We start from the raw sequence: 23,205 nt of genomic DNA, 5'->3' as shown, positions 1-23,205 counted from the left end.
CTTCAGTAACTAACCATGCAACGCTCATCACACCCTGTCAACCCCGGCTTCCCCTCTCGACCGGTCGCGACTCGCCGTCTGGCTCGGCCCGCGCGCGGCGTGTTGCGACCGATCGAGGAGGAGAGGGCAGGGCGGATGCCGCGCGTGCTATCACGCGCGGGCGTAGCGGCGTGACGGCGAGGCGTCGAATTTGCGGCGGCTATGAAGGCGTGAAACGTTTGGTGAGGCCCCGCGTGGGCCTCCCGACCAGTCCGCGGTCGCCCCGGCATCGACAGCTCCGCCGTGTGGGTGAGCGTACGGTCGGCGGTCGATGCGGGGGATCCGACATCCCCCCGACGAGGCGCGTGCGCCCGACGACCGTCACCCGGGCGAGACCGCTGCGGCCCCTGCACCGGGCCGCGAGGGGGATCACAGTGACCGTCGCGCATGCGATCGAAGCGAAGAATCTGTTCAAGGTGTTCGGGCGCAACCCGAAGGCCGCCGTCGAACGCCTGAGGCAGGGCGTCCACCGCGACGACGTCGGCGGCACCGCCGCCGTGATCGACGCGTCGTTCACCGTGGAGGCGGGCGAGATCTTCGTGATCATGGGCCTGTCCGGCTCCGGCAAGTCCACCGTCATCCGGATGCTGAACGGACTGCTGCAGCCGACGGCGGGCGACGTGCTCGTGCAGGGCCGCAGCGTGACGAAGGCTCCGGCGAAGGAGCTGCGCGGCATCCGTCAGCGCTCCGTCTCGATGGTGTTCCAGCACTTCGCCCTGCTGCCGCACCTCACCGTGCTGGACAACGCCGCGTACGCCCTGGAGATCCAGGGCGTGGGACGCGACGAGCGCCGCGAGCGGGCCCGCGAGATCCTGGACCGCGTCGGCCTCGGCGACCGCGCCGACGCGATGCCCGACGAGCTCTCCGGCGGGATGCGCCAGCGCGTGGGCATCGCCCGCGCCCTGACGGCGGGCACAGACATCCTGCTCATGGACGAGGCCTTCTCCGCCCTCGACCCCCTCATCCGCCGCGAGATGCAGGAGCAGCTCATCGAGCTGCAGCGCGAGCTCGGCCGCACCATCGTGTTCATCACGCACGACCTCAACGAGGCGATGTTCCTCGGCGACCGCATCGCGGTGATGCGCGACGGTCGCATCGTGCAGCAGGGCACCCCCGAGGAGATCCTCACGGATCCGGCGAACGACTACGTCGCCCAGTTCGTGCAGGACGTCGACCGCACCCGGGTGCTCACCGCCGGATCGGTCATGGAGCCGCCGATCGCCACCTCGCCGGTCTCGGCGGGCGTGCGCGGAGCGCTCAAGGTCATGCGCGATCTGCAGACCGGCGCGGTCGCCGTGCTCGAGAACCGCCGGTTGGTGGGCGTGGTGACCGACCGCGCCGTCATCCGCGCGGTCAAGGACGGCGTCACCGACCTGCGCGCGATCGTACGTCCCGCGCCGACCGTGGTCGCGCCCGACGACTCGCTCACCGACGTTGTCGAGCGCGCGGTCGAGAGTCCCCTCCCCGTGGCCGTGGTCGACGATCGCGGCCGGCTGGTCGGGGTGATCCCGCGCGTGACGCTGCTCGCCGCGCTCGGCAACGTCCCGGCCGTGACGCGCGAGAACCCGGTGATCGACCTGCCCGCGACCGTGACGGCGTCGGAGCTGGCCACCGCGTTCGCGAGCGTCGATGCCGAACCCGCCCTCGCCACCGAGGGAGGCGCCCGATGAACGATCTCTTCCGTCTCCCCCTCGGCGACGTCGTCGAAGGTGCCGTGCGCGGCACGATCGGCGCGCTGGGCTGGCTGTTCGACGCCGTCGCGGTCGTGTTCCGCGCCGTGTACGCGTGGCTGGACGCCTCGCTGTCGACCCCGCCGTTCTGGGTCGTCGTCCTCGTGGTCGTCGCGTTCGCGCTGTGGTCGCGCGGCATCCGTCTCGCCGTCGGCAGCGCCCTCGGGCTCGTGCTGATCGTCGCGATGGGGCAGTGGTCGAATGCGATGGACTCCCTCGCCCTCGTGCTGCTCGCGGCCACCGTGGCCGTCGCGATCGCGGTGCCGCTGGGCATCTGGGCTGCGCGCAGCGACCGCGTCTCGGCCGTGCTGCGCCCCGTGCTCGACTTCCTGCAGACGATGCCCGCCTTCGTCTACCTCATCCCGGCGATGCTCATCTTCGGCGTCGGACCGGTGCCCGGGATGGTGGCCACGATCGTGTTCGCCCTCGCCCCCGGCGTGCGGCTCACCGAGCTCGGCATCCGCGGCGTGGACCCCGAGATCGTCGAGGCGGGCAACGCGCTCGGCGCGACGCCGGGCCGCATCCTGCGTCAGATCCAGCTGCCCCTGGCCCTGCCGAGCATCATGGCCGGGATCAACCAGGTCATCATGCTGAGCCTGTCGATGGTCGTCATCGCCGGAATGGTCGGGGCCGGCGGCCTCGGCGGCGCGGTGGTCTCGAGCCTCAGCCGCATCGACATCGCCCTGGGCGTCGAGGCGGGCCTGTCGGTGGTCGTGCTCGCGATGATCCTCGACCGGGTGACCTCGGGCTTCGCCGCCCCCGGGCGCCGGTCCGGTCGTCGGGCGCAGCGACGACGGATGCCTCGCGGCCGCGAGGACGGCGCGCGCACGACGGATGCCGCGGCATCCGTCCCCGGCTCCGCCCCCGCGGACGTCGTCGCCCCCGAGCCCGCACACGCCTGAGTCGAGAGGATCCCCATGAACACGCTCCGCACCATCGCCGCCGGCGTCGCGCTCGTCGGCACCGCCGGTCTGCTCGTGAACGGCGCGCTCACCGCGACCGCGCCGCCGTCCGACGGCAAGGGCACCATCACCGTCGCCGTCTTCAACGGCTGGGACGAGGGCATCGCCGCGTCCGAGCTGTGGAAGCACGTGCTCGAGGACAAGGGCTACGCCGTCGACCTCGTGTACGCCGACCCCGCGGCCGCCTACACCGGCGTCGCGAACGGGCAGTACGACCTCGCGCTCGACACGTGGCTGCCGATCACGCACGCCGACTACATGCAGACCTACGGCGACCAGCTGGTCGACCTCGGCGCCTGGAACGACGAGGCCAAGCTCACGATCGCCGTGAACGAGGACGCCCCGATCTCGTCGCTGACCGAGCTCGCGGCCAAAGCCGACCTGTTCGGCAACCGGCTCGTCGGCATCGAGGCGGGCGCCGGACTCACCACAGTCACGCAGAACGATGTGATCCCCGGATACGGTCTGGGCGGCATGGAGTTCGCGGTCTCGTCGACTCCGGCCATGCTCACCGAACTGCAGCGCGCCACGGATGCCGGCCAGAACATCGCCGTGACGCTGTGGCGCCCCCACTGGGCGTACAACGCGTTCCCGGTCAAGGACCTCGAAGACCCCGACGGCCTCCTCGGGGCGGCCGAAGGCATCCACTCCGTCGCGTCGACCTCGTTCGCCGACGAGTTCCCCGACGTGCAGAAGTGGATCTCCGCCTTCCGGATGAACAACGAGCTGCTCTACTCGCTCGAAGACGCGATGTTCAACGGCGCGTCAGGCGACGACCACGGCCCCGCTGTGGCGGAGTGGGTCGCGGCGAACCGGACGTGGGTCGACTCGCTGACCTCGTAGGCGGCGGGGACGCCGCTGAGTCATCCCTCTGCGGCGTCCTTCGGCTGCGGTGTCGTGCCCGTCGTGATCTCGAGGGCCACCTTCTTCTCGAGCACCTCGATGGCCTCGTCCGACACGGCGATGAGCCCGTCGAGCTCCTCCCGCACCCGCTTGTACGCGAGCTGCCGCTCGGCGGGCGTGGCCGCCTGGTCGACGGCGACGGTGAGCAGCTGCTGCGCGGTGTCGAGCCGCTTGCGCTCGGCCGGGGTGAACGACGAGTCGCGGATGCGGCGGGCGTCTCGCTCGGCCAGGTCGAACGCCACCTCGAAGTCGGTGACCGCGGCGCGGTACTCGGCCTGCTGGTCGGGGGTGAGCTGCACGTCCGCCGACTCGGGACGGAGCCGGTCGGCGATCTTCTTCGCCCGCAGGAACCCGGCGGTGAGGGGCTGACGCCCGTCGCTCATGGCGGGGAACGCGATCAGCTTCGCCACATCGAGCTCGTAGTCGAGCCATCGATGGGTGATGTCGTCATGCGTCGCGATCAGCTTCTCGAGCTGGACGCGCTGCGACGGCTCGGCGACCGGGGGAGGGGCGGATGCCGCCGGCAGGGCGACCGCGCCGGTGCGGGCGGCGCGCAGCTCGCCCTTCGCCTGGATGATCTCGAGCCGCCGCTCGTGGCGTTCAGCTGCTCCGCGCTGCCATCTGCGGACACCGCCCCCCACCACGCCCATGACGGGGAAGATCAGCCACCAGTACCACCACCACTCCACGAGGCAATGCTAAGCCCGGGGTCGCCTCTCGCTTCGCGGAGGCTGCCTGCGGGTGCGCTCCCGGATCGCATCGATCCCGCTCCAGAAGGCGCGCTGCGCGCCGTCGGCGAGATCCTGCGCCACTCCCGCCCACGCGTCGCCGGGCGTTCCGGTCGGCTCGCCCGCTCGCCGCCGGGCATCGAACTCGGCCGCATCGAAGGCGTGACGCGCATCGCGCACCGCGTCGCGATAGGCGGCGAACGCGGCCGGCGTCGTGCGCGCGTCGGAGGACGACGGCCGCAGCTGCGCCGCCAGTCGCTCGGCGCGCAGGAAGCCCGCGAGGGCGGGTGCCTGCGCGTCGCTCATGGACGGATAGGAGATCGCGAGCGCCGGGTCGGTCTCGTACGCCATCCACCGTCCTCGGAGGGCGTCATGCTCGGCCATCAGCGTCGCGAGCGGCAGCGTCTCGGCCGCGGCGTTCCAGGCCGGTGCGGTCGCGCGGGCGACCTTGACCGAGGCGCGTCGTGCGCGGACCGCGGCGAGGGATGCCTTGACCTCCCGCTGCGCGACCTGCAGGCGCCGCCGCGACCCGGCGACGGCCGCCGGCAGCGGCGGGGACTGCGCCTGGGCACGCAGAACCTCGGCCTGCGCGGCCTGCACCTCCGCGCGGGCGCGGGCCGAGGCATCCTGCGCCTGCTGCAGGTCGTGCAGCGCGGCATCGAGCGCGAGCCGGCGCGCGGCGCCACGACTCATGGGGCGGTCAGGACGGTACCTCATGCGGGAACGCAGCCGGACGCCCGCCCACACGGCCCCGCCGCCCGCGAGCGCGACCGGGGCGATCCACCACAGGGTGAGCGGGTCCATGCCCTCATGCTACGGGGGCGCGCCCTCGCCTCTCCCCGCCCGTCCACTGACCGATTCGTGACACGAATCGGCGTTTGCCCCACGAGATTCGTAGGGGCGGACGCCGGAAAGTGTGGCAGTCCCCGGCGACGAGGGGAGAGCGGATGCTGCGCGGGCGCGCGTCGCCCGACGGTCAGCCGAACAGGAGCGCGATGACCGTGGCGCCGCCGCCGACGAGGATGAGCGCGACGATGACGACCCACGCGACGACCTTCGTGCGCCGCTGACGGGCGGTCTCGAAGTTCGCGTACTCCTCGTCGTCTGCCATGGTCGTCAGTCTAGACGGCGGGCTCGGCGACGATCTCGCCGAACGCGGCCGGCAGGGTCGCGGTCGCGAGCGAGCGCAGCTCGGGCACCGTGATCGTGAGCACGTCCTGGATCTCGAGCGCGGCCGCGCCGTCGGCCGCGACGTCCGTCACGCCGATGCGCAGGACCGGGTATCCGCGTCCGTCGCACAGCCCGCGGAACTTCACGTCGTCCTCGCGCGGCACGGTCACGATGACGCGTCCGGTGGACTCCGCGAAGAGGGCGGATGCGGCATCCACTCCATCGCGCTCCATGATCTCGCGCAGCCACACGCGTGCGCCGACGCCGAAGCGCAGCACGCCCTCGGCGAGAGCCTGCGCGAGACCGCCGGAGGACAGGTCGTGCGCCGACGACACGAGCGACTGCTGCCCGGCCGCGTGCAGCAGATCGGCGAGCTTCTTCTCCTGGGCGAGGTCCACTGCCGGCGGGCGCCCGCCGAGGTGACCGTGGATCGTGCCGGCCCACTGCGATCCGCTCAGCTCGGTGGCGGTCACACCGAGGAGGTAGATGTTCTCGCCGGCGTCCTGCCAGCCCGACGGGATGCGGCGCGCGACGTCGTCGATGATGCCCAGCACGCCCACGACGGGCGTCGGGTGGATCGGGACATCGCCCGTCTGGTTGTAGAACGAGACGTTGCCGCCGGTGACGGGGATGCCGAGTTCGAGGCATCCGTCGCTCAGACCCTCGACGGCCTGGCTGAACTGCCACATGACCTCGGGGTTCTCGGGGCTGCCGAAGTTGAGGCAGTCGGTGACGGCGGTGGGCACCGCGCCGGTGACGGCGACGTTGCGGTAGGCCTCGGCGAGGGCGAGCTTCGCGCCCTGGTAAGGGTCGAGCTGGCAGTAGCGGCCGTTGCAGTCGGTCGCGATCGCGAAGCCCAGGCCCGACTCCTCGTCGACGCGGATCATGCCCGCGTCGTCGGGGAACGACAGCGCGGTGTTGCCCAGCACGTAGTAGTCGTACTGGTTGGTGATCCACGACGGGTCGGCGAGGTTCGGGCTCGACACGAGCGCGCGGAACTGCGCCTCGAGCTCGGCGGGGTCGGCCGAGCGCGGGAGTGCGGCGGCGGAGTCGTCGCGCAGGGCGTCGATCCACGTCGGGTAGGCGACGGGGCGCTCGTACACCGGACCGTCGACCGCGACCGTCGAGGGGTCGACGTCGACGATGCGCTCGCCGTGCCAGTCGATCACGAGGCGGCCGTCACCGGTCACCTCGCCGAGCACCGAGGTCTCGACGTCCCACTTGCCGACCACGGCCAGGAACGCGTCGAGCTTCTCGGGCGCGACGATCGCCATCATGCGCTCCTGCGACTCCGACATGAGGATCTCCTCCGCCGTGAGCGAGGGATCGCGCAGCAGCACGTTGTCGAGCGAGACGCGCATTCCGCTGTAGCCGTTGGCCGCCAGCTCCGAGGTCGCGCACGAGATGCCGGCGGCGCCGAGGTCCTGGATCGCCTCGACGAGGTCGTCGCGGTATAGCTCGAGGCAGCACTCGATGAGCACCTTCTCGGCGAACGGGTCGCCCACCTGCACCGCGGGGCGCTTGGTCGGGCCGCCCTCCGAGAACGTGTCGGAGGCGAGGATGGATGCTCCGCCGATGCCGTCGCCGCCGGTGCGGGCGCCGAACAGCACGACCTTGTTGCCGGCGCCGGAGGCGTTGGCGAGCTTGATGTCCTCGTGGCGCATGACGCCGACCGCGAGGGCGTTGACGAGCGGGTTCGCCTGGTAGACCGAGTCGAAGACCGTCTCGCCGCCGATGTTGGGCAGGCCCAGGCAGTTGCCGTAGAACGAGATGCCCGACACGACGCCGTGGACGACGCGTGCCGTGTCGGGGTCGTCGATGGCGCCGAATCGCAGCTGGTCCATGATCGCGACGGGGCGTGCGCCCATCGAGATGATGTCGCGCACGATGCCGCCGACGCCGGTCGCGGCGCCCTGGAACGGCTCGATGTAGCTCGGGTGGTTGTGCGACTCGACCTTGAAGGTGACCGCCCAGCCCTCGCCCACGTCGACGACGCCGGCGTTCTGCCCCATGCCCACCATGAGGCGCGTCTTCATCTCGTCGCTGACCTTCTGCCCGAACTGGCGGAGGTAGATCTTCGACGACTTGTACGAGCAGTGCTCCGACCACATCACGGAGTACATCGCCAGCTCGCCCGAGGTGGGGCGGCGGCCCAGGATCTCGCGGATCTTCGCGTACTCGTCGGGCTTGAGCCCCAGCGCCGCGTACGGCTGCTCCTTCTCGGGCGTGGCGGCGGCGTTGTCGACGGTGTCGATGAGGGGTGCGGTCACGCGGCGGAGCTCCAGAGCTGAGGGGATGCCGGACAGTGAACGATTCTAGTTCGTCGCACGATCCCGCTCTCGCCGCGGCGGAAGCTGTCCGTCAGTCGATCCAGAGGACGATGCCGGTCATCCCGCTCAGCACCGACGCGACGCCGGCGCGCAGCGCCGCGCCCGCCCGCTCGGGCGTGAAGGTCGCGGGGTCGTAGCCGGATGCCGCGCCGAGGCCCTCGCCGCGGAACGACGCACCCGTCCAGTCCGCGGCAGTGACGTTGCCGGTGGGCTCGGCCAGCTCCGCGCCCACGACGAGGAACTGCTGATCGAGGTGGTTGGCGGTCACGATCGCCATCGGGTCGATGAGGTCGTGCCCGGCGATCACGATCAGATCGGGGTGCATGTCCATCGCCTCGACGGCCCCGTCGATGATCGCGCTGTCGGCGCGCACCGTGCGCAGGTCGGCGCCCACCTCGCCCGCCCAGTCGGCCACCGCGGTGCGGATCGTGGTGGTCGGAGCGTCCTCGCCGGTGGTCAGGAGCACGACGCGATAGCCCGGCGCCGGGCGCAGGTCGCCCCACGAGCCGGCGCGGGGCTGGATCGTGGCCTCGGGCGACGGGGTCGCGGCCGGCACGAACCCGGTCTGCACGGCGCCCTGGGGGGCGGCGTGCGGCACCGTGCGCGGGTCCCACCCCGTTCCGACGGCGCATCCGGCGAGCAGGAGAGCGCTCGCGAGAGCGAGCGAGACGGCGAGGGCGGAGCGGGGAGAGGGCACGGCGGGACTTCCGGACGGGGCGGGCGCTACCCACCCTGAGGCATCCGCCCCGTCGCCTCCACTCGCAGGCGGCACCGTTCCGATGCCGTTCGCATCCGCGCCCCCGGCCGTTCACGAACGCGCGCCACAGTGCGGGCGGCCCCGAAGGAGTCCCCCACCATGTCCTCACGTCCGCGGCGCGTCGCGTCGAGCCTGATCCTCGCTGCGGCGGCGGTCGCGGCATCCATCGTCCTGCCGCTCGTCTCGGCGGGCACCGCCCAGGCGCACGGCTTCAGCTCCGTCGCCTACGCCGCGATCGCCCGCGACGCGCACGGCGCCGTGCAGGCGACGCTCGAGCTCGAGTACGACCTGCTGATCGTGTCGGTCGCCGACACGCAGCGCGACGACCCGCTCTTCCGCGAGGGCACGCCCGCGTTCGAGAGCAACGACGAGACGGCGATGGCGGCGGCGCTCGCGGCCCACTCCGCCTCGCTGCAGGCCTACCTCGCCGATCGCTTCACCGTGAGCTCGGGCGGTCAGGACTGCACGCCGACCCTCGGCGGTGACATCACGATCACGCAGCAGCAGGGCGTGCCGTACGCGCGGGTCGTGCTCACCGAGTCGTGTCCGTCCGACGCGGTCGGCCACATCGTGACGAGCCGGCTCTTCCCCGACGACGAGGGATTCGTGCGCGACACCAAGACGATCCTGACCTACGAGATCGACGGCGCGAGCGGAAGCGCGGCGCTGGATGCCTCGCGGTCGTCGTTCTCGACCGAGCAGAGCGTGCCCGAGCGGTTCTGGGAGTTCTTCGCCCTCGGCGCCGAGCATCTGCTGCTCGGGATCGACCACATCCTTTTCCTGCTCGCCCTGATCGCCGGGTCCCGGCGGCTGCGCGAGGTGGTGCTGGCCGCGACGGCGTTCACCGTGGCGCACTCGATCACGTTCATCCTCGCCGCGGTGCACCTGATCTCGCTGCCCGCCGAGATCATCGAGCCCGTCATCGCGCTCTCGATCGCGATCGTCGCCGCCTGGTACCTCGTGCGGATGTGGCGCACGAAGGGCGTCGACCCCGAGCTCACGAAGGCCAGCGGCCCGCTCGGCCTCGACCGCGCCGGCTGGCTGCGGCTGGGGGTGGTGTTCCTGTTCGGCCTCGTGCACGGCCTCGGGTTCGCGTCGGCGCTGGGCATCGAGGAGCCGTGGTCCTGGACCCTGCTGTGGTCGCTGCTGGTGTTCAACCTCGGCATCGAGGCGGTGCAGATCGGCATCATCGCGATCGTGTTCCCGCTGCTGACCCTGCTGCGACGACGGATGCCGCGGGTCGGGCTCTGGGCGACGGTGGCCCTCGCTGCGGCGGTCACGGGGGCGGGTCTGATCTGGTTCGTGCAGCGCATCTTCGGATGGGGTTGACCTGGATTCCCTGAGGAGAACCTGAGAGTTCTCCTCACCGAAATGGTTGCGGTCCATCAACGTTCACCCCGCGTCCATCTCACAGGAAAAACGTGAACCTGTCTGACCTTCGCAGACGAACCCCTTCATCGAGAAACGGACCCCCATGTCACCTCTCCCCGCCTCTGCACGGCCCGCGCGGCTCCGCCGCACGGCCGCGTGGGCGTCGTCGGTCGCGCTGTGCGCGTCCCTGGCGCTGACCGGCGTCGCCGCCCTGCCCGCCGCGGCCGCCAGCACCACCGCGTACACCGGCATCATCCTCGGCGTCGGTGCGAACGAGACCCAGCGCATCGTCACCTGGTACTCCTCGGACGACTCCGCCCAGGTCGTGCAGCTCGCACCGACCTCCGCCGTCGTCGGGGATGTCTTCCCCGCCGCCGCCACCAGCTTCGGCGCCTCGGGCACGGCGAACGTCGCGGGCACCACGCCCGGCTTCAACCGTCACTCCACCGTGACCGGCCTGGCCGAGAACACCTCGTACTCGTACCGGGTCGGCTCCGAGGGCAACTGGTCGCCGGTGTACACCTTCGCGACGCAGAGCTTCGAGGGCAACTTCGACTTCCTCTTCTACGGCGACCCGCAGATCGGTGCCTCCGGCAACGTCGCGGCGGACGGCGCCGGATGGGCCGACACGCTCAACGTGTCGCTCACGGCCAACCCGAAGGCCGAGCTGCTCGTCTCCGGCGGCGACCAGGTCGAGACGGCCAACACCGAGTCGCAGTGGGACGCGTTCCTCGCCCCCTCCCAGCTGAAGAACGTGCCCTGGGTCGCCACGATCGGAAACCACGACGTGGGTGGCAAGGCGTACGAGCAGCACCTGTACACGCCCAACACCGACCGTGCGGCGGCGTACTACGCGGACGGCTCCAAGACGGCCAGCACCTCGGGTGGCGACTACTGGTTCATCTACAAGGACGTGCTGTTCATCGACCTGAACAGCAACAGCTACAAGACGGCCGCCAACGGCAGCGGCGGTGACGACGCCCACGTGCAGTACGTGACCGACGTCATCAACGCCCACGGCACGCAGGCCAAGTACACCGTCCTCGTGTACCACCACTCGATCTACTCCTCGGCGGCGCACGCGAAGGATGCCGACGCCAAGGTGCGTCGCGTCGACTTCCCGACGACGTTCTCCAACCTGGGCGTCGACCTCGTCCTGCAGGGTCACGACCACGTCTACACCCGCAGCTACGAGATCAAGAACGGCGCGAAGGCCAACCCAGCCGAGCAGCCCGGCGCGAACGAGGTCTTCACCGGCCCCGGCGGCGTCGTGTACGTGACGGCGAACTCGGCCTCCGGCTCGAAGTACTACGACATGACCGCTCCCGACAGCACGGGCACGAGCGGTGCCGGGAACGGCGCCGACCCGCAGAACCCGGGCAACTACTGGTACAACTCGGTGCAGAACCAGGACTACGTGCGCTCCTACGTCAAGGTCGGCGTCCAGAAGGACGCGCTGGTCGTGGAGAACCTCACGAGCGGCACGTGCGCGGCGCCCAACGCCGGCGGCGGCAAGTGCACCACCACCAACGGTGTCGGCACCACGCAGGACAAGGTCACCATCCGCCCGTACCACGGCAACGGCCAGGAGATCCAGGTCGACGTGCCGAACGCGCCCGTGGGCGAGTTCGGCTGGACGATCGACGGTCAGAACGGTCTCGTCGACATGGGCACCGCCACCCTGGCCGGAGACAACACCTTCACCGCCAGCGGCAAGATCAACCAGATCGCCGTGACCGACAGCCGTCGCACCCTCGCGCCGTGGTCGATCTCCGCGTCGGTGAGCGACTTCACCGACGGCGACAAGACCTTCTCCGGCAAGTACCTCGGCTGGACCCCGAAGGTCGTCACCCCCGGCGCCGGCGCCACCGCCGGTGCGGCCGTCGCCCCCGGCACCGACACCGGCGCGGGACTCTCGGTCTCGCGACCGCTCGGCACCGCCGTCCAGGGTCACCCGCGCGGCACCGGCGTCCTCGGCGCCGACCTGTCGCTGAAGCTGCCTGACACGGTCGACCAGGGCACCTACCGCAGCACCCTGACGATCACGGCCCTCGCGGGCTGACGCGTCACCCCCGGCGGGACGGATGCCGCGGCATCCGTCCCGCCACCCCCGCTCCACCTCGAAGGAACACCATGATCCGCTCCTCCCGCCTGCGCTCGATCGTGATCGCCGCGCTCCTCGCCCTCGCCGCGACGGCCGTCCCGGGGGCCGCCTACGCGGCTTCGGCCACCGACGTCTCGTGGACGGTGCGCACCGAGTCGAATCAGTTCGGGGTGGATCGCACCGGCTTCGACTACGCGCTGGACCCCGGCGCGTCGATCAGCGACGGCCTGGTCGTCGGCAACGGCGGACCCGAGCCGCTCACACTGGCGGTGTACGCCGCCGACGGCTTCACCACCGATACGGGGCAGCTCGACGTGCTCAAGAGCGACGGCTCGTCGGTGGCCCTCGGCGTGTGGGTGCACGCCGACACCACGTCGGTCGTGGTGCCCGCCGGCGGCTCCGTCACGATCCCGTTCACGCTCACGGTGCCCGCCGACGCCACCCCGGGCGACTACGCTGGCGGTCTCGTGACCTCGCTGCAGAGCGACGCCGCGTCGGGCATCTCGGTCGACCGCCGACTCGGCATCCGCGTCTCGCTCCGCGTCGGCGGCGCCCTCGCCCCGGCGATGGGAGTCGAGGGAGCGACGGTCGACTGGGCCGGAGGCTTCCTCGGCCTGCCCGCACCCTCGACGGTCACCTACACGCTGCGCAACACCGGCAACACCGCGCTCGCCGCCCGGCAGGAGGCATCCGTCGCCGGTCCGTTCGGGTGGTTCTCCGCGCCCGCCGGCGCGCTCGATGACATCCCCGAACTGCTTCCCGGCGAGAGCCGCACCGTCACGGCGACCGTGCCGACGGTGGCTCCGCTGGTCTGGCTGCTGGGCACCGCGACGGTGACCCCCATAGCGGTGGATGCCTCGGGCTCATCGTCGCTGATGATCCCCGTGGTCGTGACCGCGACCGGGTGGGCCGTTCCGTGGGCGCTGCTCGTGCTGCTCGTCCTGATCGCCGCGGCGATCGTCGGAGGGGTGCTCCTGCGCCGACGCCGTCGCGCGATCGCCCAGGCGCGCGAGGACGAGCGGGTCGCGGCCGCCGTGGCCGCCGCTCTCGGCACTGCCGCGGTCGCACCGGCGGGCACGGCGGAGGCGGTGGACGCCGCCGGGCCCGCCGATGGCGCGGAGGTCGCCGGCGCCGCGAAGCCCGCCGACCGCGTCGAGGTCTGAGCCGCGGCATCCGTCCCCTCCACCCCCCGAGGTTCGTTCAGGGATGCGGCCGGTCTTCGCGACCGGACCGCCCGCTAGCGTGGAGGCGACGAGGAGGTCGCCGTGATCGATCCCGCCCTTCCCCGCGACCTGCTGTTCACGGGGGCGCTGTTCGGCTTCGTCGCGTTCGTGTGGGCGGGCTGGGCCCACGAGCGGCCGCCGCGGGGCGCGCTCTGGCGGGTCGTGCTCGTCGTGATCCAGGCCGCGGGGCTCGTCCTGCTCGGCTTCGGGCTGCCGCCGCTCATCCGCAACTGGGGGTCGCCGTCGGCGCTGGTACCCGGCTCGGTGCCGCTGATCTGGTACATCGTGATCACGTGGATCGAGATCATCGCGATCGCCGTCGTCGCGATCGTGCTGATCCGTCGCAAGCGCGCGGAGCTGATCGCCCCTCCCGCGATGATCGTGGTCGGGCTGCACTTCGTGCCGCTCGCGTTCGTGTTCGGGCAGCCCCTCCTTCTGGTCGCGGCGGTCGCCGTGACGGCGATCGGGGTCGCGGCGCTGTTCCTCCCACGCCGGATCGCCGCGCCCAGCTTCTGGTGCGGCTTCCTCGCGGGGCCGGTGTTCCTCGCGCTCGGCCTCGTCGCGCTCGTCGCGGGTCGGTCGGCGCTGGCCGGCTGATCGCCCCGCTCGTCGAGACGCACCCACGGCACGTCCGACGGCGAGTCGCGACCGGTCGAGCGACTACTCCTCGGACGTGAAGTTCAGCGACAGCGAGTTCATGCAGTAGCGCTGGCCGGTCGGCGTGCCGAAGCCGTCGTCGAAGACGTGGCCGAGGTGACCGCCGCAGCGCGCGCAGCGGACCTCGGTGCGCACCATGCCGAGGGAGTCGTCCTCGAGCAGCTCGACGGCGCCCGGACGCACCGACTCATAGAAGCTCGGCCAGCCGCAGTGCGAGTCGAACTTCGTACCGCTCACGAACAGCTCGTTGCCGCATCCGGCGCACGTGTAGAGTCCCGCGCGCTCCTCGTCGAGCAGCTCACCCGTCCACGCCCGCTCGGTGCCGGCCCCGCGCAGCACCTCGTAGCGCTCGTCGCCGAGCTCCTCGCGCCATTCGTCGTCGGACTTGGAGACCTCGTATGCCATACCCCGACTCTACGGACTGCCGGCACCCTCGCGGCCCGCGGTTACGGAGAGCGCGGAGAGGGGCGGATGCTGCGCCATAGGCTGGACGGCATGACCGATCCGCGCTCGCAATCGACCTACCAGGTGCGCCTCGCATGGGGCGCGGAAGGGCTCGACGATCTCGCCGCCGCTCCCGTCGTGGTGATCGTCGATGCGATCGGCGAGGCCGACGATCTCGCCGCGCGCGCCGCCGCGGCATCGCACGGTCCGGCGGTGTTCGTCGCATCGCTGCGCAACGCGACGGCGACCGCACGAGCCGTCTACGACGTGCAGACGACCTCGGGGGGCCGGACGGCGATCAACCTCGTGCTCGCCGGCGACGACGGACGGTTCGCGGTCGAGGACTACCTCGCGGCCGGCGCGCTCGGCGATGCGCTCAGCGCGCTCGGCATCGATCACACCGCGCCCGATCTCGCCGTGGCGACCGAGGGGTTCCGGCCGCTGACGCGCGCGCTCAAGCACCTTCTCTCGGCGAGCACCTCCGGGCTCGCACTCGCAGACGACGGTCGCCGCGACGAGGTGCGCGCCGCGGCCGAGCTCGACGCCGACGCCGAAGCGACCCGCGTCGCCGGCTGACGCCGAGCTGCTAGCTGTACTTCCCCGGGAGGTTGTGAACGGGTGAGGTAGGCGAAGACCTCCGGGCAGGATGTGGGTTACCACACTCGCATCCTGACCACGGAGGTCTTCGTGTCTCACGCTAACGCGCCTTTGACGCCGGAAGGGCGTCGTCGTCTTGCTGTCCTCGTCGTGGATCGGGGCTGGTCGTTGCGGCGGGCAGCGGAACGGTTCCAGTGCTCGCCCGCGACGGCGAAACGGTGGGTCGACCGGTATCGGGCCGGGCTGCCGTTGACGGACCGCAGCTTCAGGCCGCAGACCTCGCCGAACCGGCTCCCGCGGAAGACGGAGCGGAGGATCGTGTCGTTGCGGTTCACCCGCCGGTGGGGTCCGCACCGGATCGCGTATCACCTGGGCCTTGCCCGCTCGACGGTCGGCCGGGTGCTGGCCAGGTATGGGATGCCGAAGCTCGTGAACATCGATCAGGCCACCGGGCTGCCAGTCCGCAAGCCGACGCCGAAGCGGTACGAGGTCGCAAGACCGGGCCAGCTGATCCACGTCGATATCAAGAAGCAGGGCCGGATCCCTGATGGCGGCGGCTGGCGCGCCTTCGGCCGCGGATCGGCGCAGGACCGTGCCGCGGGATCCGTCCGTGACAAGGCCGCACGGTCAGGAGCGGCCGGCTCCCGCGGCTACCGGTATCTGCACCACGCCGTCGACGACAACTCGAGAGTCGCGTACTCGGAGATCCTCGACGACGAACGCAAGGAGACCGCGGCAGGGTTCTGGACCCGCGCGAACGCGTTCTTCGCGAGCCTCGGAGTCACGGTCACCGCCGTGATGACAGACAACGGCGCGTGCTACCGGTCACACGCGTTCGCGGACGCGCTCGGCGACGGTGTGAAGCACAAGTGGACAAAGCCGTATCGGCCGCAGACCAACGGGAAGGTCGAACGCTTCAACCGCACCCTCGCCGCCGAATGGGCCTACGCCAAGCCCTACGCCAGCGAAGCAGAGCGAGCCGCGGCATACGAGACCTGGCGGCATCACTACAATCACCACAGACCCCACACCGGGATCGGCGGCCAGACCCCCTCAGCCCGCGTTCACAACGTCACGGGGAAGTACAGCTAGCGGGCGGCGACCACCTGGCGCTTGGACGAGATGACGCCCGTGTCGAACCCGGCGAGGTGCAGTCCGCCGTGGAAGCGGGCGTGCTCGATCTTGATGCAGCGGTCCATGACGACCTCGAGGCCGCCGGCCTCGGCGATGGCCGCGGCCTCCTCGTTCCACGAGCCGAGCTGCAGCCACAGCGCCTTCGCGCCGGCCTCGACCGCCTCGCGGGCGACGCCGGGGAGATCCTCGTCGCGCCGGAAGACGTCCACGAGGTCGGGCACGACGGGGAGATCGGCGAGCGACGCGTACGCCTTCTGCCCGAGGATCTCGTCGGCCCTCGGATTCACGAAGTAGACCTCGTAGGGCGAGCTCGACAGCAGGTAGGTCCCGACGAAGTAGCTGGCGCGGGCGGGGTTGTCGGATGCCCCGACGATCGCCACCGTCCTGGTGCGCCGCAGCAGACCGAGACGCGAGGAGGCGCCGGGGCTCTGCCACGTGCGCTCGCTCGCCGCGGTCTGCACCGTCGCGCCCGGAAGGGCGCACGCCTCCCCGACGGAGGGAGAGGGGATGCTGCACGAATCGCTCATCGCTGGGCTCCTGTCGCGAGGGTCAGGGCCTGGTCGAGGTCCCAGAGGATGTCCTCCGGGTCTTCCAGTCCGACCGAGATGCGGATGAGGTCGGCGGGCACGCCCGCCGCCTCGAGCTGCTCCGGGGTCAGCTGCTGGTGCGTCGTCGACCCCGGGTGGATCACGAGCGTACGCGCATCGCCGATGTTGGCGAGGTGGCTCGCCAGCTGCAGCGACTCGATCAGCTTCTCGCCGGTGGCACGCGCGGCCTGCACGCGCTCGGCGTCCGAGTCGTAGGTGCCGGGGGCGCGCACGCCGAAGGCGAACACCGATCCGGGGCCGAGGGGGAGGTACTTCTGCGCGCGCTCGCGGTGCGGGTGGCCCTCGAGCCCGGCCCAGGTGACGAACGACACCCGCGGGTCGGAGGCGAGCCATTCCGCGACGATGCGCGCGTTGGCGATGTGCGCGTCGATCCGCTGGGGGAGGGTCTCGACGCCCTGCAGCAGGTTGAAGGCCGACTGCGGGCTGAGCGAGGGCCCGATGTCGCGCAGCTGCTCGCTGCGGAGCTTGGTGAGGAATCCGTACTCGCCGAAGTTGTCCCACCAGCGGATGCCGCCGTAGGAGTCGACCGGCTCCGTCATGGCGGGGAACTTGCCGTTGCCCCAGTCGAAGGTGCCCGCCTCCACGACGATGCCGCCCAGGGTCGTGCCGTGCCCGCCGAGGAACTTCGTGACCGAGTGGATCACGATGTCGGCGCCGTGCTCGATGGGACGGGCGAGGTAGGGGGTCGCGAGCGTCGCGTCGACGACGAGCGGGATGCCCGCGTCGTGCGCGACCGCGGCGAGCCCCTCGATGTCGGCGATCTCGCCGCCCGGGTTGCCGATCATCTCGACGTAGAGCACCTTCGTCTCGTCGCGGATCGCGGCGCGGAAGGCCTCGGGGTCGGAGCTGGCGACGAAGGTCGTCTCGACGCCGAAGCGCCGCAGCGTGACATCCAACTGCGTCACGGTGCCGCCGTACAGCTGGGCGGAGGCGACGATGTGGTCGCCCTGCCCGACGAGGGCGGCGAACGTGATGAACTCCGCCGACATGCCGCTCGCGGTGGCCACCGCGCCGATGCCGCCCTCGAGGGAGGCGAGGCGCTCCTCGAGCGCGGCGACGGTCGGGTTGCCGATGCGCGAGTAGATGTTGCCGTACTTCTGCAGGGCGAAGAGGTTCGCGGCATCCTGCGCATCGTCGAAGACGAACGACGTGGTCTGGTAGATCGGCACGGCGCGGGCGCCGGTGGCGGCATCCGGTGTCCCTCCCGCGTGGAGGGCCCGGGTGCGGAACCCGAATCGGTGCTCGCTCATGATGTCTCCTTCGTTCGGGCGACGCGGACGGCTTCTCGCACGCCGTCGACGGCCCAGGGGTTCTGCAGGCTGGTGGTGTCGCCGAGCTGTTCGCCCTGCCACAGCTGCGCGAGCAGCCTTCTCAAGATCTTGCCGGATCGGGTCTTGGGCAGTTCGGGTACGCGCACGATGATCTTCGGCTTGGCGATGGGCCCGATGTCGCGGGCGACCTGCGCGCGCAGCTCGTCGTGGTCGGCCGCTCCGGTGGCCCCGTCCACGACGAACGCGGCGACGGCATGACCGGTGAGGGGGTCGGCGACCGCGGTCACACCCGCCTCGCCGACGGCCGGGTGCGCCACGAGCGACGACTCGATCTCGATCGTCGACAGGCGGTGCCCCGACACGTTCACGACGTCGTCGAGCCGGCCGAGGATCCAGATGCACCCGTCGGCGTCGATCGTCGCGCCGTCGCCGGCGACGTAGTACCCGCCGTGGTCGCCCTTGCCGGCGTAGGTCGCCCAGTACGCGTCGCGGTAGCGATTCGGATCGCCCCAGATCGTGCGGGCCATCCCCGGCCACGGGCGTCGCACCACCAGGGTGCCCGACCGGCCGGGAGCGACGGGGTCGCCTTGCTCGTCGACGACGGCGACGTCGATGCCCGGGAGCGCGACGGTGGCTGAGCCCGGCTTGAGCGTCGTGACCCCCGGCAGGGGCGCGATCATCGCCGCGCCCGTCTCGGACTGCCACCACGTGTCGACGACGGGCGTGCGGTCGGCGCCGAAGTTGCGGCGGAACCACACCCACGCCTCGGGGTTGATCGCCTCGCCCACCGTGCCCAGCAGACGGATCGACGACAGGTCGTGGCCGGCGGGGAGGTCGTCCCCGAACCACGTCATGAACGTGCGGATGAGCGTGGGGGCGGTGTAGTAGACCGTCACGCCGTAGCGCTCGATGATCTCGAGGTGCCGTTCGCGGTGCGGTGCATCGGGGGTGCCCTCGTAGATCACCTGCGTGAGGCCGTTCGAGAGCGGTCCGTAGAGCTCGTATGTGTGCGCTGTGACCCACGCGAGATCCGCCGTGCACCAGTGCACGTCGTCGGACTTCGCATCGAAGTGCGCCCAGTGCGCCCAGCTCGCGTGCGTCAGATATCCGCCCGACGTGTGCACGAGACCCTTCGGCTTTCCGGTCGTGCCCGACGTGTAGATGATGAACAGCGGATGCTCGGCGTCGAAGTACTGCGGCTCGTGGACGTCCGGCTGGGTGTCGATCGCCTCGTGCCACCAGACGTCGCGTCCCTCGGTCCACGGCACGTCCTGCCCGGTGCGCCGCACGACGAGGATGTGCTCGAGGGCGGGCAGATCCGCGGCGGCTCGGTCGGCGGCCGACTTGACCTCCACCCGCGTGCCGCGGCGGTGCTGACCGTCGGTGGTGACGAGCAGCTTGGCGCCGGTGTCCTCGAGCCGGAAGCGAACGGCATCGGCCGAGAACCCGCCGAACACGAGGGAGTGCACGGCGCCGATGCGCGCGCACGCGAGGGCGATCACGACGGTCTCGACGAGCACGGGCAGGTACACCACGACGCGGTCGCCGGGGCCGATGCCGAGGGCGGTGAGCCCGTGAGCGGCGCGGGCGACGCGGCGCTGCAGGTCGGCGTAGGTGACGGCCTCGCGGTCGCCCGGCTCGCCCTCGAAGTGCAGCGCGACCTTCGTGCCGCGGCCGGCGTCGACGTGCCGGTCGACGCAGTTGACGGCGACGTTGAGCTTTCCGCCGTCGAACCAGGTCGCCTTCGGCACGCTCAGCCCGTCGGGGCCGTCGACGGGCGGCGACCACGTGTGCACGGTGTGCCAGGGCTCGGCCCACTGCAGCCGCTCGGCGGCGCGCTCCCAGAAGGCGAGCGGGTCGGCATCCGCCTCTGCATAGATCGTCGCGTCGACGTTCGCCTGCGCAGCGAAATCGGCCGGGGCGGGGAACGTGCGGCTCTCGCCGAGACGCGCTTCGTCGGTCACAGCCACCGCTTCAAGACCACCTTGTCGAAGAGGACGAGGATGCCGTTCGTGATCGTCCCGAGGAGTGCGAGCAGCACGATCGCCATGATGATGCGGTCGACGCGGCCATTCTGCGCCGAGTCGTTGAGCAGCCATCCCACCCCCATGGAGGCCCCGAGGAGCTCGGCGGCCACGAGGAAGAGCCACGCCTGCGCGAGTGCCAGCCGGAGGCCCGCGACCACGGACGGGACGACGGCCGGCAGCTGCACGGTGCGGAAGAGCGACCAGCCGCGCAGACCGAAGGCGCGTCCTGCCTCGACCAGGAGCGGATCGACGTGACGCAGTGCTGACGCGACCGTCGTGTAGACCGGGAAGAATGCGCCGATGGTGATGAGGATGATCTTCGATTCCTCGCCCACCTGGAACCACAGGATGAGCAGGGGCACCCACGCGAGCGACGGCACCGCGCGGATGCCGACGAGGATGGGCGCGAAGAGCACCGCGCCGGCACGCGAGAGCCCGACGACCGCCGCGAAGAAGAGACCGATGAGCGATCCGATCGCGAAGCCGATGACGACGCGTTGCACCGAGATCGCGATGTGCCGCCAGAGCTCGCCGCGCTGGATGAGTTCACCAGCGGCGGCCACGACGGTGGCGGGCGAGGGCAGCCGGTACGGCGGCATGATGCCCGACGCCGTGACGTACTGCCACGCGCCCAGCACGATCAGCGGTACGAGGAAGCCCCCCGCGATCTTCACCCACGTGCGCGACCACAGGGGCGTCCGCTGCTGAGCGGGCGCCCCCGTGGTCGTGGTGGTGGCTGGTGTCACGGGGTCGCCTTCGCGGCGAAGTCGGGATAGATGATGCTCGACAGCGCGGCGTCGACGGATGCCTGGCCTCCCTGCACGTCGCCGGAGGCCGAGATGACCGGGGCGATCCGCTTCAGGACCGTCAGCTGGGCGTCGCCCGGCACACCCGAGACGTCGAGGTTGGAGCGCTCGGTGATGACGGTGCGCGCGACGGCCGGGTCGATCGAAGCGGCGTTCGCGAGCAGCTGGGCCATCTGGTCGGGGTTCGCGATCGCCCAGACGCGGGCCTTCTCGTAGGCGTCGACCACGACCTGGGCCACATCCGCGTGATTGCCGATGAAGTCCTCGGTCGCGTTCAGGAACCCGTAGCTGTTGAAGTCGACGTTGCGGTAGAGCAGCTTCGCGCCGGACTGCACCTGGGCCGCGGCCATGATCGGGTCGAGGCCCGCCCACGCCTGCACCGATCCGCCGTCGAGGAGCGCCCGCCCGTCGGCGTGCTGCACGTTCTGCACCTCGACGTCGTTGATGGTGAGCCCCGCCTCGCCGAGGGCCTGCAGCAGGAAGAAGTAGGGGTCGGTGCCCTTGGTCGCTGCGATCGACGCGCCCTTGAGGTCGGCGACCTTCGTGATCGTGCTGTCCTTGCCGACGACGATGGCCGACCACTCCGGCTGCGAGAAGATGTCGATCACCTTGATCGGCGAGCCGTTCGACCGTGCGAGCAGGGCGGCCGAACCGGCGGTCGATCCCACGTCGATCGATCCCGACCGCAGGAGCTCGTTCGCCTTGTTGCTGCCGGCGGACTGCTGCCACGTGACGGTCACGGCGTCGCCGAGCGCCTGCTCGATCAGACCCTGATCCTTCACGACGAGGCTGAGCGGGTTGTACGTGGCCCAGTCGATCGAGAGCGTGTTCGTCGACCACTGACCGCCGGCGCTCGCGCCGCCCCCGGTCGTGCTGTTCTCGCCCTGGACGCATCCGGTGAGCGCGAGCGTCAGGGCTCCGGCGACGGCCAGAGCCGCGGTCAGTCGTCGGGAAAGGCGGGTCATGAGTACTCCTCGGTGATGGTCCGGTGCACGCCGAGCCCGTCGAGCAGGCTGGCGCGCAGATCGGTGAACGTGCGGGCGCCACGGTCGCGCGGGCGCGCGCCGGGAACGGAGACGAAGCGGGCGATGGAGCCGTCCGGACCGTGCGCGTCGCTCGCGGCCACCGGGGCGACCTCGTGCGCGCCGGAGCGACCGAGCGCGCCGATGCCCGCGGACGACCCGAGCGCGACGACCTCGGCCCGCGGGCGGACCGGCTCGATCGTCGCGGAGGGCGCCGCCGGCAGGGTGCGGAGCATCAGCACGTGATCGGCGAGGTACAGCGCCTCTTCGACGTCGTGCGTCACGAGCACGATCGTGGCCGGCTGCGCGCGGTGGATCTCGAGCAGCAGATCGTGCATCTTCAGCCGCGTGAGCGCGTCGAGCGCGCCGAAGGGCTCGTCGAGCAGCAGCACGCGCGGGCTGCGCGCGAGTGCGCGGGCCAGCGATGCGCGCTGCGCCATGCCGCCGGAGACCTCGCGCGGCCGCTGGCTCGCGGCGTGGGTCAGGCCGACGAGGTCGAGCAGCTCGGCGACGCGATCCTTCGCGGCGCGACCCCGGATGCCTCGCGGCAGCCCGAGTGCGACGTTCTGGGCGATCGTGCGCCACGGCAGCAGTCGCGGTTCCTGGAAGGCGATCGCGGTGGAGTCGTCGTGCGCGTGCACCTCGTCGCCGTCGAGAGTGATCGATCCGGCTGTGGGGGCGTCGAGGCCGCCGATGAGTCGCAGCAGCGTCGACTTCCCGCATCCCGACGGGCCGACGACGGCGATGATCTCGCCGGGGGTCACGTCGAGGCTCAGATCGCGCAGCACGGTGCGCGGACCCTCCTTCGTCGGGAAGGTGCGCTCGACGTCGACCACGCGCACCCCGGCTGCGGGCGCGCCGATCGTCGCGTCGAGAGGTGCGGGCATGCTCCTCAGCTTCCCGGCGATATCACGCGTCGCCAAAGCGCGTCGTAATGTGACGACGCACTCCGTCGCTCCCGTCCCCTCGCGAAGGGACGCACATGGTCGTGCGCGCGAGCGTCGGCCCGACGATCGGCGTCCCCTCGCGGAGGAACGTGTCGGTATTGCGGCGAGATGACACTAGGTGTCATCCGAGACGAGCGATTTCCGAATGTTGACGCCGTCTTGTCATGACATTCTCCAGATTGAATGTGTCATGCGGGCAGCCATTTTTTGGCGTCACCCGTGACTCCCTCGTCGTTCTGCCTTTCGCCCTGGCCGTGCCGATCTCGTTCGCGGTCAGCCCTCCAGGGGTGGTCACCCAGACGCTAGGGGACCTGTTTGCGATGGTCGTGATGGTGGCAATGGTGCCGCGTCTCATCCAAGCAAGTCAGGTCACGG

At 71.1% G+C, this 23,205-nt stretch carries 21 protein-coding genes; 9 read left to right on the top strand and 12 right to left on the bottom strand.

Annotated elements, in window-relative coordinates:
- The first annotated feature begins 413 nt into the window (after positions 1-413).
- Genes ACSJDX_RS06430 through ACSJDX_RS06420 form a run of 3 tightly spaced genes read left to right on the top strand, consistent with a single transcriptional unit; the run spans position 414 to position 3,574 of the window.
- The gene (locus tag ACSJDX_RS06430) at positions 414-1,709 is read left to right on the top strand and encodes a quaternary amine ABC transporter ATP-binding protein (RefSeq protein WP_438354716.1); all 1,296 of its coding nucleotides are present in this window, start codon (positions 414-416) and stop codon (positions 1,707-1,709) included.
- Positions 1,706-2,671, top strand: coding sequence for an ABC transporter permease (locus ACSJDX_RS06425; RefSeq protein WP_438354715.1), 966 nt, complete (start codon positions 1,706-1,708; stop codon positions 2,669-2,671). Before ACSJDX_RS06430 ends, ACSJDX_RS06425 begins: the two co-directional genes overlap by 4 nt.
- Positions 2,672-2,686: 15 nt before the next feature.
- A complete protein-coding gene (locus ACSJDX_RS06420) occupies positions 2,687-3,574 on the top strand; it encodes a glycine betaine ABC transporter substrate-binding protein (protein ID WP_438354714.1) in 888 nt (295 codons plus the stop codon).
- 20 nt (positions 3,575-3,594) lie between these two features.
- On the opposite strand, the gene ACSJDX_RS06415 is transcribed toward ACSJDX_RS06420, so the two are convergent.
- From ACSJDX_RS06415 to ACSJDX_RS06395, 5 genes are all read right to left on the bottom strand, one after another.
- Positions 3,595-4,323, bottom strand: coding sequence for a hypothetical protein (locus ACSJDX_RS06415; RefSeq protein ID WP_438354713.1), 729 nt, complete (start codon positions 4,321-4,323; stop codon positions 3,595-3,597).
- 9 nt (positions 4,324-4,332) lie between these two features.
- Positions 4,333-5,166: a hypothetical protein gene (locus ACSJDX_RS06410; protein WP_438354712.1), complete on the bottom strand. Its 834-nt coding sequence runs from the start codon at positions 5,164-5,166 to the stop codon at positions 4,333-4,335.
- 172 nt (positions 5,167-5,338) lie between these two features.
- Positions 5,339-5,473, bottom strand: a complete 135-nt coding sequence (locus ACSJDX_RS06405) for a hypothetical protein (RefSeq protein WP_438354711.1) — start codon at positions 5,471-5,473, stop codon at positions 5,339-5,341.
- 10 nt (positions 5,474-5,483) lie between these two features.
- Positions 5,484-7,802, bottom strand: coding sequence for a phosphoribosylformylglycinamidine synthase subunit PurL (gene purL, locus ACSJDX_RS06400; protein WP_438354710.1), 2,319 nt, complete (start codon positions 7,800-7,802; stop codon positions 5,484-5,486).
- Positions 7,803-7,893: 91 nt separating this feature from the next.
- Positions 7,894-8,559, bottom strand: a complete 666-nt coding sequence (locus ACSJDX_RS06395) for a hypothetical protein (RefSeq protein ID WP_438354709.1) — start codon at positions 8,557-8,559, stop codon at positions 7,894-7,896.
- Positions 8,560-8,718: 159 nt separating this feature from the next.
- Between ACSJDX_RS06395 and ACSJDX_RS06390 the strand changes: the two genes are divergently transcribed.
- The 4 genes from ACSJDX_RS06390 (at position 8,719) to ACSJDX_RS06375 (ending at position 13,914) form a co-directional block, all read left to right on the top strand.
- On the top strand, positions 8,719-9,948 hold the full coding sequence (locus ACSJDX_RS06390; RefSeq protein WP_438354708.1) for a HupE/UreJ family protein: 1,230 nt from the start codon (positions 8,719-8,721) through the stop codon (positions 9,946-9,948).
- 145 nt (positions 9,949-10,093) lie between these two features.
- Positions 10,094-12,052 carry a fibronectin type III domain-containing protein gene (locus tag ACSJDX_RS06385; RefSeq protein ID WP_438354707.1) on the top strand — a complete coding sequence of 653 codons (1,959 nt, stop codon included), beginning with the start codon at positions 10,094-10,096 and terminating at the stop codon, positions 12,050-12,052.
- Positions 12,053-12,123: 71 nt separating this feature from the next.
- Positions 12,124-13,257, top strand: coding sequence for a WxL protein peptidoglycan domain-containing protein (locus tag ACSJDX_RS06380; RefSeq protein ID WP_438354706.1), 1,134 nt, complete (start codon positions 12,124-12,126; stop codon positions 13,255-13,257).
- Between the two features lie 102 nt (positions 13,258-13,359).
- The gene (locus tag ACSJDX_RS06375; RefSeq protein ID WP_438354705.1) at positions 13,360-13,914 is read left to right on the top strand and encodes a hypothetical protein; all 555 of its coding nucleotides are present in this window, start codon (positions 13,360-13,362) and stop codon (positions 13,912-13,914) included.
- Positions 13,915-13,977: 63 nt separating this feature from the next.
- Here ACSJDX_RS06375 and msrB read toward each other — a convergent pair whose 3' ends face one another.
- Complete coding sequence (gene msrB / locus ACSJDX_RS06370) at positions 13,978-14,379, bottom strand: peptide-methionine (R)-S-oxide reductase MsrB (protein ID WP_438354704.1); 402 nt, start codon at positions 14,377-14,379, stop codon at positions 13,978-13,980.
- 90 nt (positions 14,380-14,469) lie between these two features.
- Between msrB and ACSJDX_RS06365 the strand changes: the two genes are divergently transcribed.
- Both ACSJDX_RS06365 and ACSJDX_RS06360 read left to right on the top strand, forming a co-directional pair.
- Positions 14,470-14,994 carry a 2-phosphosulfolactate phosphatase gene (locus ACSJDX_RS06365; protein WP_438354703.1) on the top strand — a complete coding sequence of 175 codons (525 nt, stop codon included), beginning with the start codon at positions 14,470-14,472 and terminating at the stop codon, positions 14,992-14,994.
- A 111-nt stretch (positions 14,995-15,105) separates the two neighbouring features.
- The gene (locus ACSJDX_RS06360; protein WP_438354702.1) at positions 15,106-16,107 is read left to right on the top strand and encodes an IS481 family transposase; all 1,002 of its coding nucleotides are present in this window, start codon (positions 15,106-15,108) and stop codon (positions 16,105-16,107) included.
- Here the strand turns inward: ACSJDX_RS06360 and ACSJDX_RS06355 are convergent.
- Genes ACSJDX_RS06355 through ACSJDX_RS06330 form a run of 6 tightly spaced genes read right to left on the bottom strand, consistent with a single transcriptional unit; the run spans position 16,104 to position 22,770 of the window.
- Entirely contained in the window at positions 16,104-16,676 is a 573-nt protein-coding gene (locus ACSJDX_RS06355) for a CoA-binding protein (RefSeq protein ID WP_438354701.1), read from the bottom strand. The two genes, ACSJDX_RS06360 and ACSJDX_RS06355, sit on opposite strands and share 4 nt — an antisense overlap.
- Positions 16,673-18,007 (bottom strand): O-acetylhomoserine aminocarboxypropyltransferase/cysteine synthase family protein, encoded by a 1,335-nt coding sequence (locus ACSJDX_RS06350; protein WP_438354700.1) that lies wholly within the window; start codon positions 18,005-18,007, stop codon positions 16,673-16,675. The genes ACSJDX_RS06355 and ACSJDX_RS06350 overlap by 4 nt, the downstream gene beginning before the upstream one ends.
- The gene (acs, locus tag ACSJDX_RS06345) at positions 18,004-19,998 is read right to left on the bottom strand and encodes an acetate--CoA ligase (RefSeq protein WP_438354699.1); all 1,995 of its coding nucleotides are present in this window, start codon (positions 19,996-19,998) and stop codon (positions 18,004-18,006) included. The genes ACSJDX_RS06350 and acs overlap by 4 nt, the downstream gene beginning before the upstream one ends.
- A complete protein-coding gene (locus tag ACSJDX_RS06340) occupies positions 19,989-20,801 on the bottom strand; it encodes an ABC transporter permease (protein ID WP_438354698.1) in 813 nt (270 codons plus the stop codon). Before ACSJDX_RS06340 ends, acs begins: the two co-directional genes overlap by 10 nt.
- A complete protein-coding gene (locus ACSJDX_RS06335; RefSeq protein WP_438354697.1) occupies positions 20,798-21,826 on the bottom strand; it encodes an aliphatic sulfonate ABC transporter substrate-binding protein in 1,029 nt (342 codons plus the stop codon). The genes ACSJDX_RS06340 and ACSJDX_RS06335 overlap by 4 nt, the downstream gene beginning before the upstream one ends.
- On the bottom strand, positions 21,823-22,770 hold the full coding sequence (locus tag ACSJDX_RS06330; RefSeq protein WP_438354696.1) for an ABC transporter ATP-binding protein: 948 nt from the start codon (positions 22,768-22,770) through the stop codon (positions 21,823-21,825). Before ACSJDX_RS06330 ends, ACSJDX_RS06335 begins: the two co-directional genes overlap by 4 nt.
- Positions 22,771-23,205 lie beyond the last annotated feature (435 nt).

Source organism: Microbacterium fluminis, from assembly GCF_051549805.1.
GTDB lineage: Bacteria > Actinomycetota > Actinomycetes > Actinomycetales > Microbacteriaceae > Microbacterium.
Note: the sequence above shows the minus strand (reverse complement) of the source record. Positions and strands in the feature narration are given on the sequence as shown.

Coding starts and splice junctions, on each gene's coding strand:
- ACSJDX_RS06355 (WP_438354701.1), bottom strand. CDS start 16,676: ATGAGCGATTCGTGCAGCATCCCCTCTCCCTCCGTCGGGGAGGCGTGC.
- ACSJDX_RS06380 (WP_438354706.1), top strand. CDS start 12,124: ATGATCCGCTCCTCCCGCCTGCGCTCGATCGTGATCGCCGCGCTCCTC.
- ACSJDX_RS06335 (WP_438354697.1), bottom strand. CDS start 21,826: ATGACCCGCCTTTCCCGACGACTGACCGCGGCTCTGGCCGTCGCCGGA.
- ACSJDX_RS06420 (WP_438354714.1), top strand. CDS start 2,687: ATGAACACGCTCCGCACCATCGCCGCCGGCGTCGCGCTCGTCGGCACC.
- ACSJDX_RS06390 (WP_438354708.1), top strand. CDS start 8,719: ATGTCCTCACGTCCGCGGCGCGTCGCGTCGAGCCTGATCCTCGCTGCG.
- ACSJDX_RS06405 (WP_438354711.1), bottom strand. CDS start 5,473: ATGGCAGACGACGAGGAGTACGCGAACTTCGAGACCGCCCGTCAGCGG.
- ACSJDX_RS06425 (WP_438354715.1), top strand. CDS start 1,706: ATGAACGATCTCTTCCGTCTCCCCCTCGGCGACGTCGTCGAAGGTGCC.
- ACSJDX_RS06385 (WP_438354707.1), top strand. CDS start 10,094: ATGTCACCTCTCCCCGCCTCTGCACGGCCCGCGCGGCTCCGCCGCACG.
- ACSJDX_RS06365 (WP_438354703.1), top strand. CDS start 14,470: ATGACCGATCCGCGCTCGCAATCGACCTACCAGGTGCGCCTCGCATGG.
- ACSJDX_RS06410 (WP_438354712.1), bottom strand. CDS start 5,166: ATGGACCCGCTCACCCTGTGGTGGATCGCCCCGGTCGCGCTCGCGGGC.
- ACSJDX_RS06350 (WP_438354700.1), bottom strand. CDS start 18,007: ATGAGCGAGCACCGATTCGGGTTCCGCACCCGGGCCCTCCACGCGGGA.
- msrB (WP_438354704.1), bottom strand. CDS start 14,379: ATGGCATACGAGGTCTCCAAGTCCGACGACGAATGGCGCGAGGAGCTC.
- ACSJDX_RS06330 (WP_438354696.1), bottom strand. CDS start 22,770: ATGCCCGCACCTCTCGACGCGACGATCGGCGCGCCCGCAGCCGGGGTG.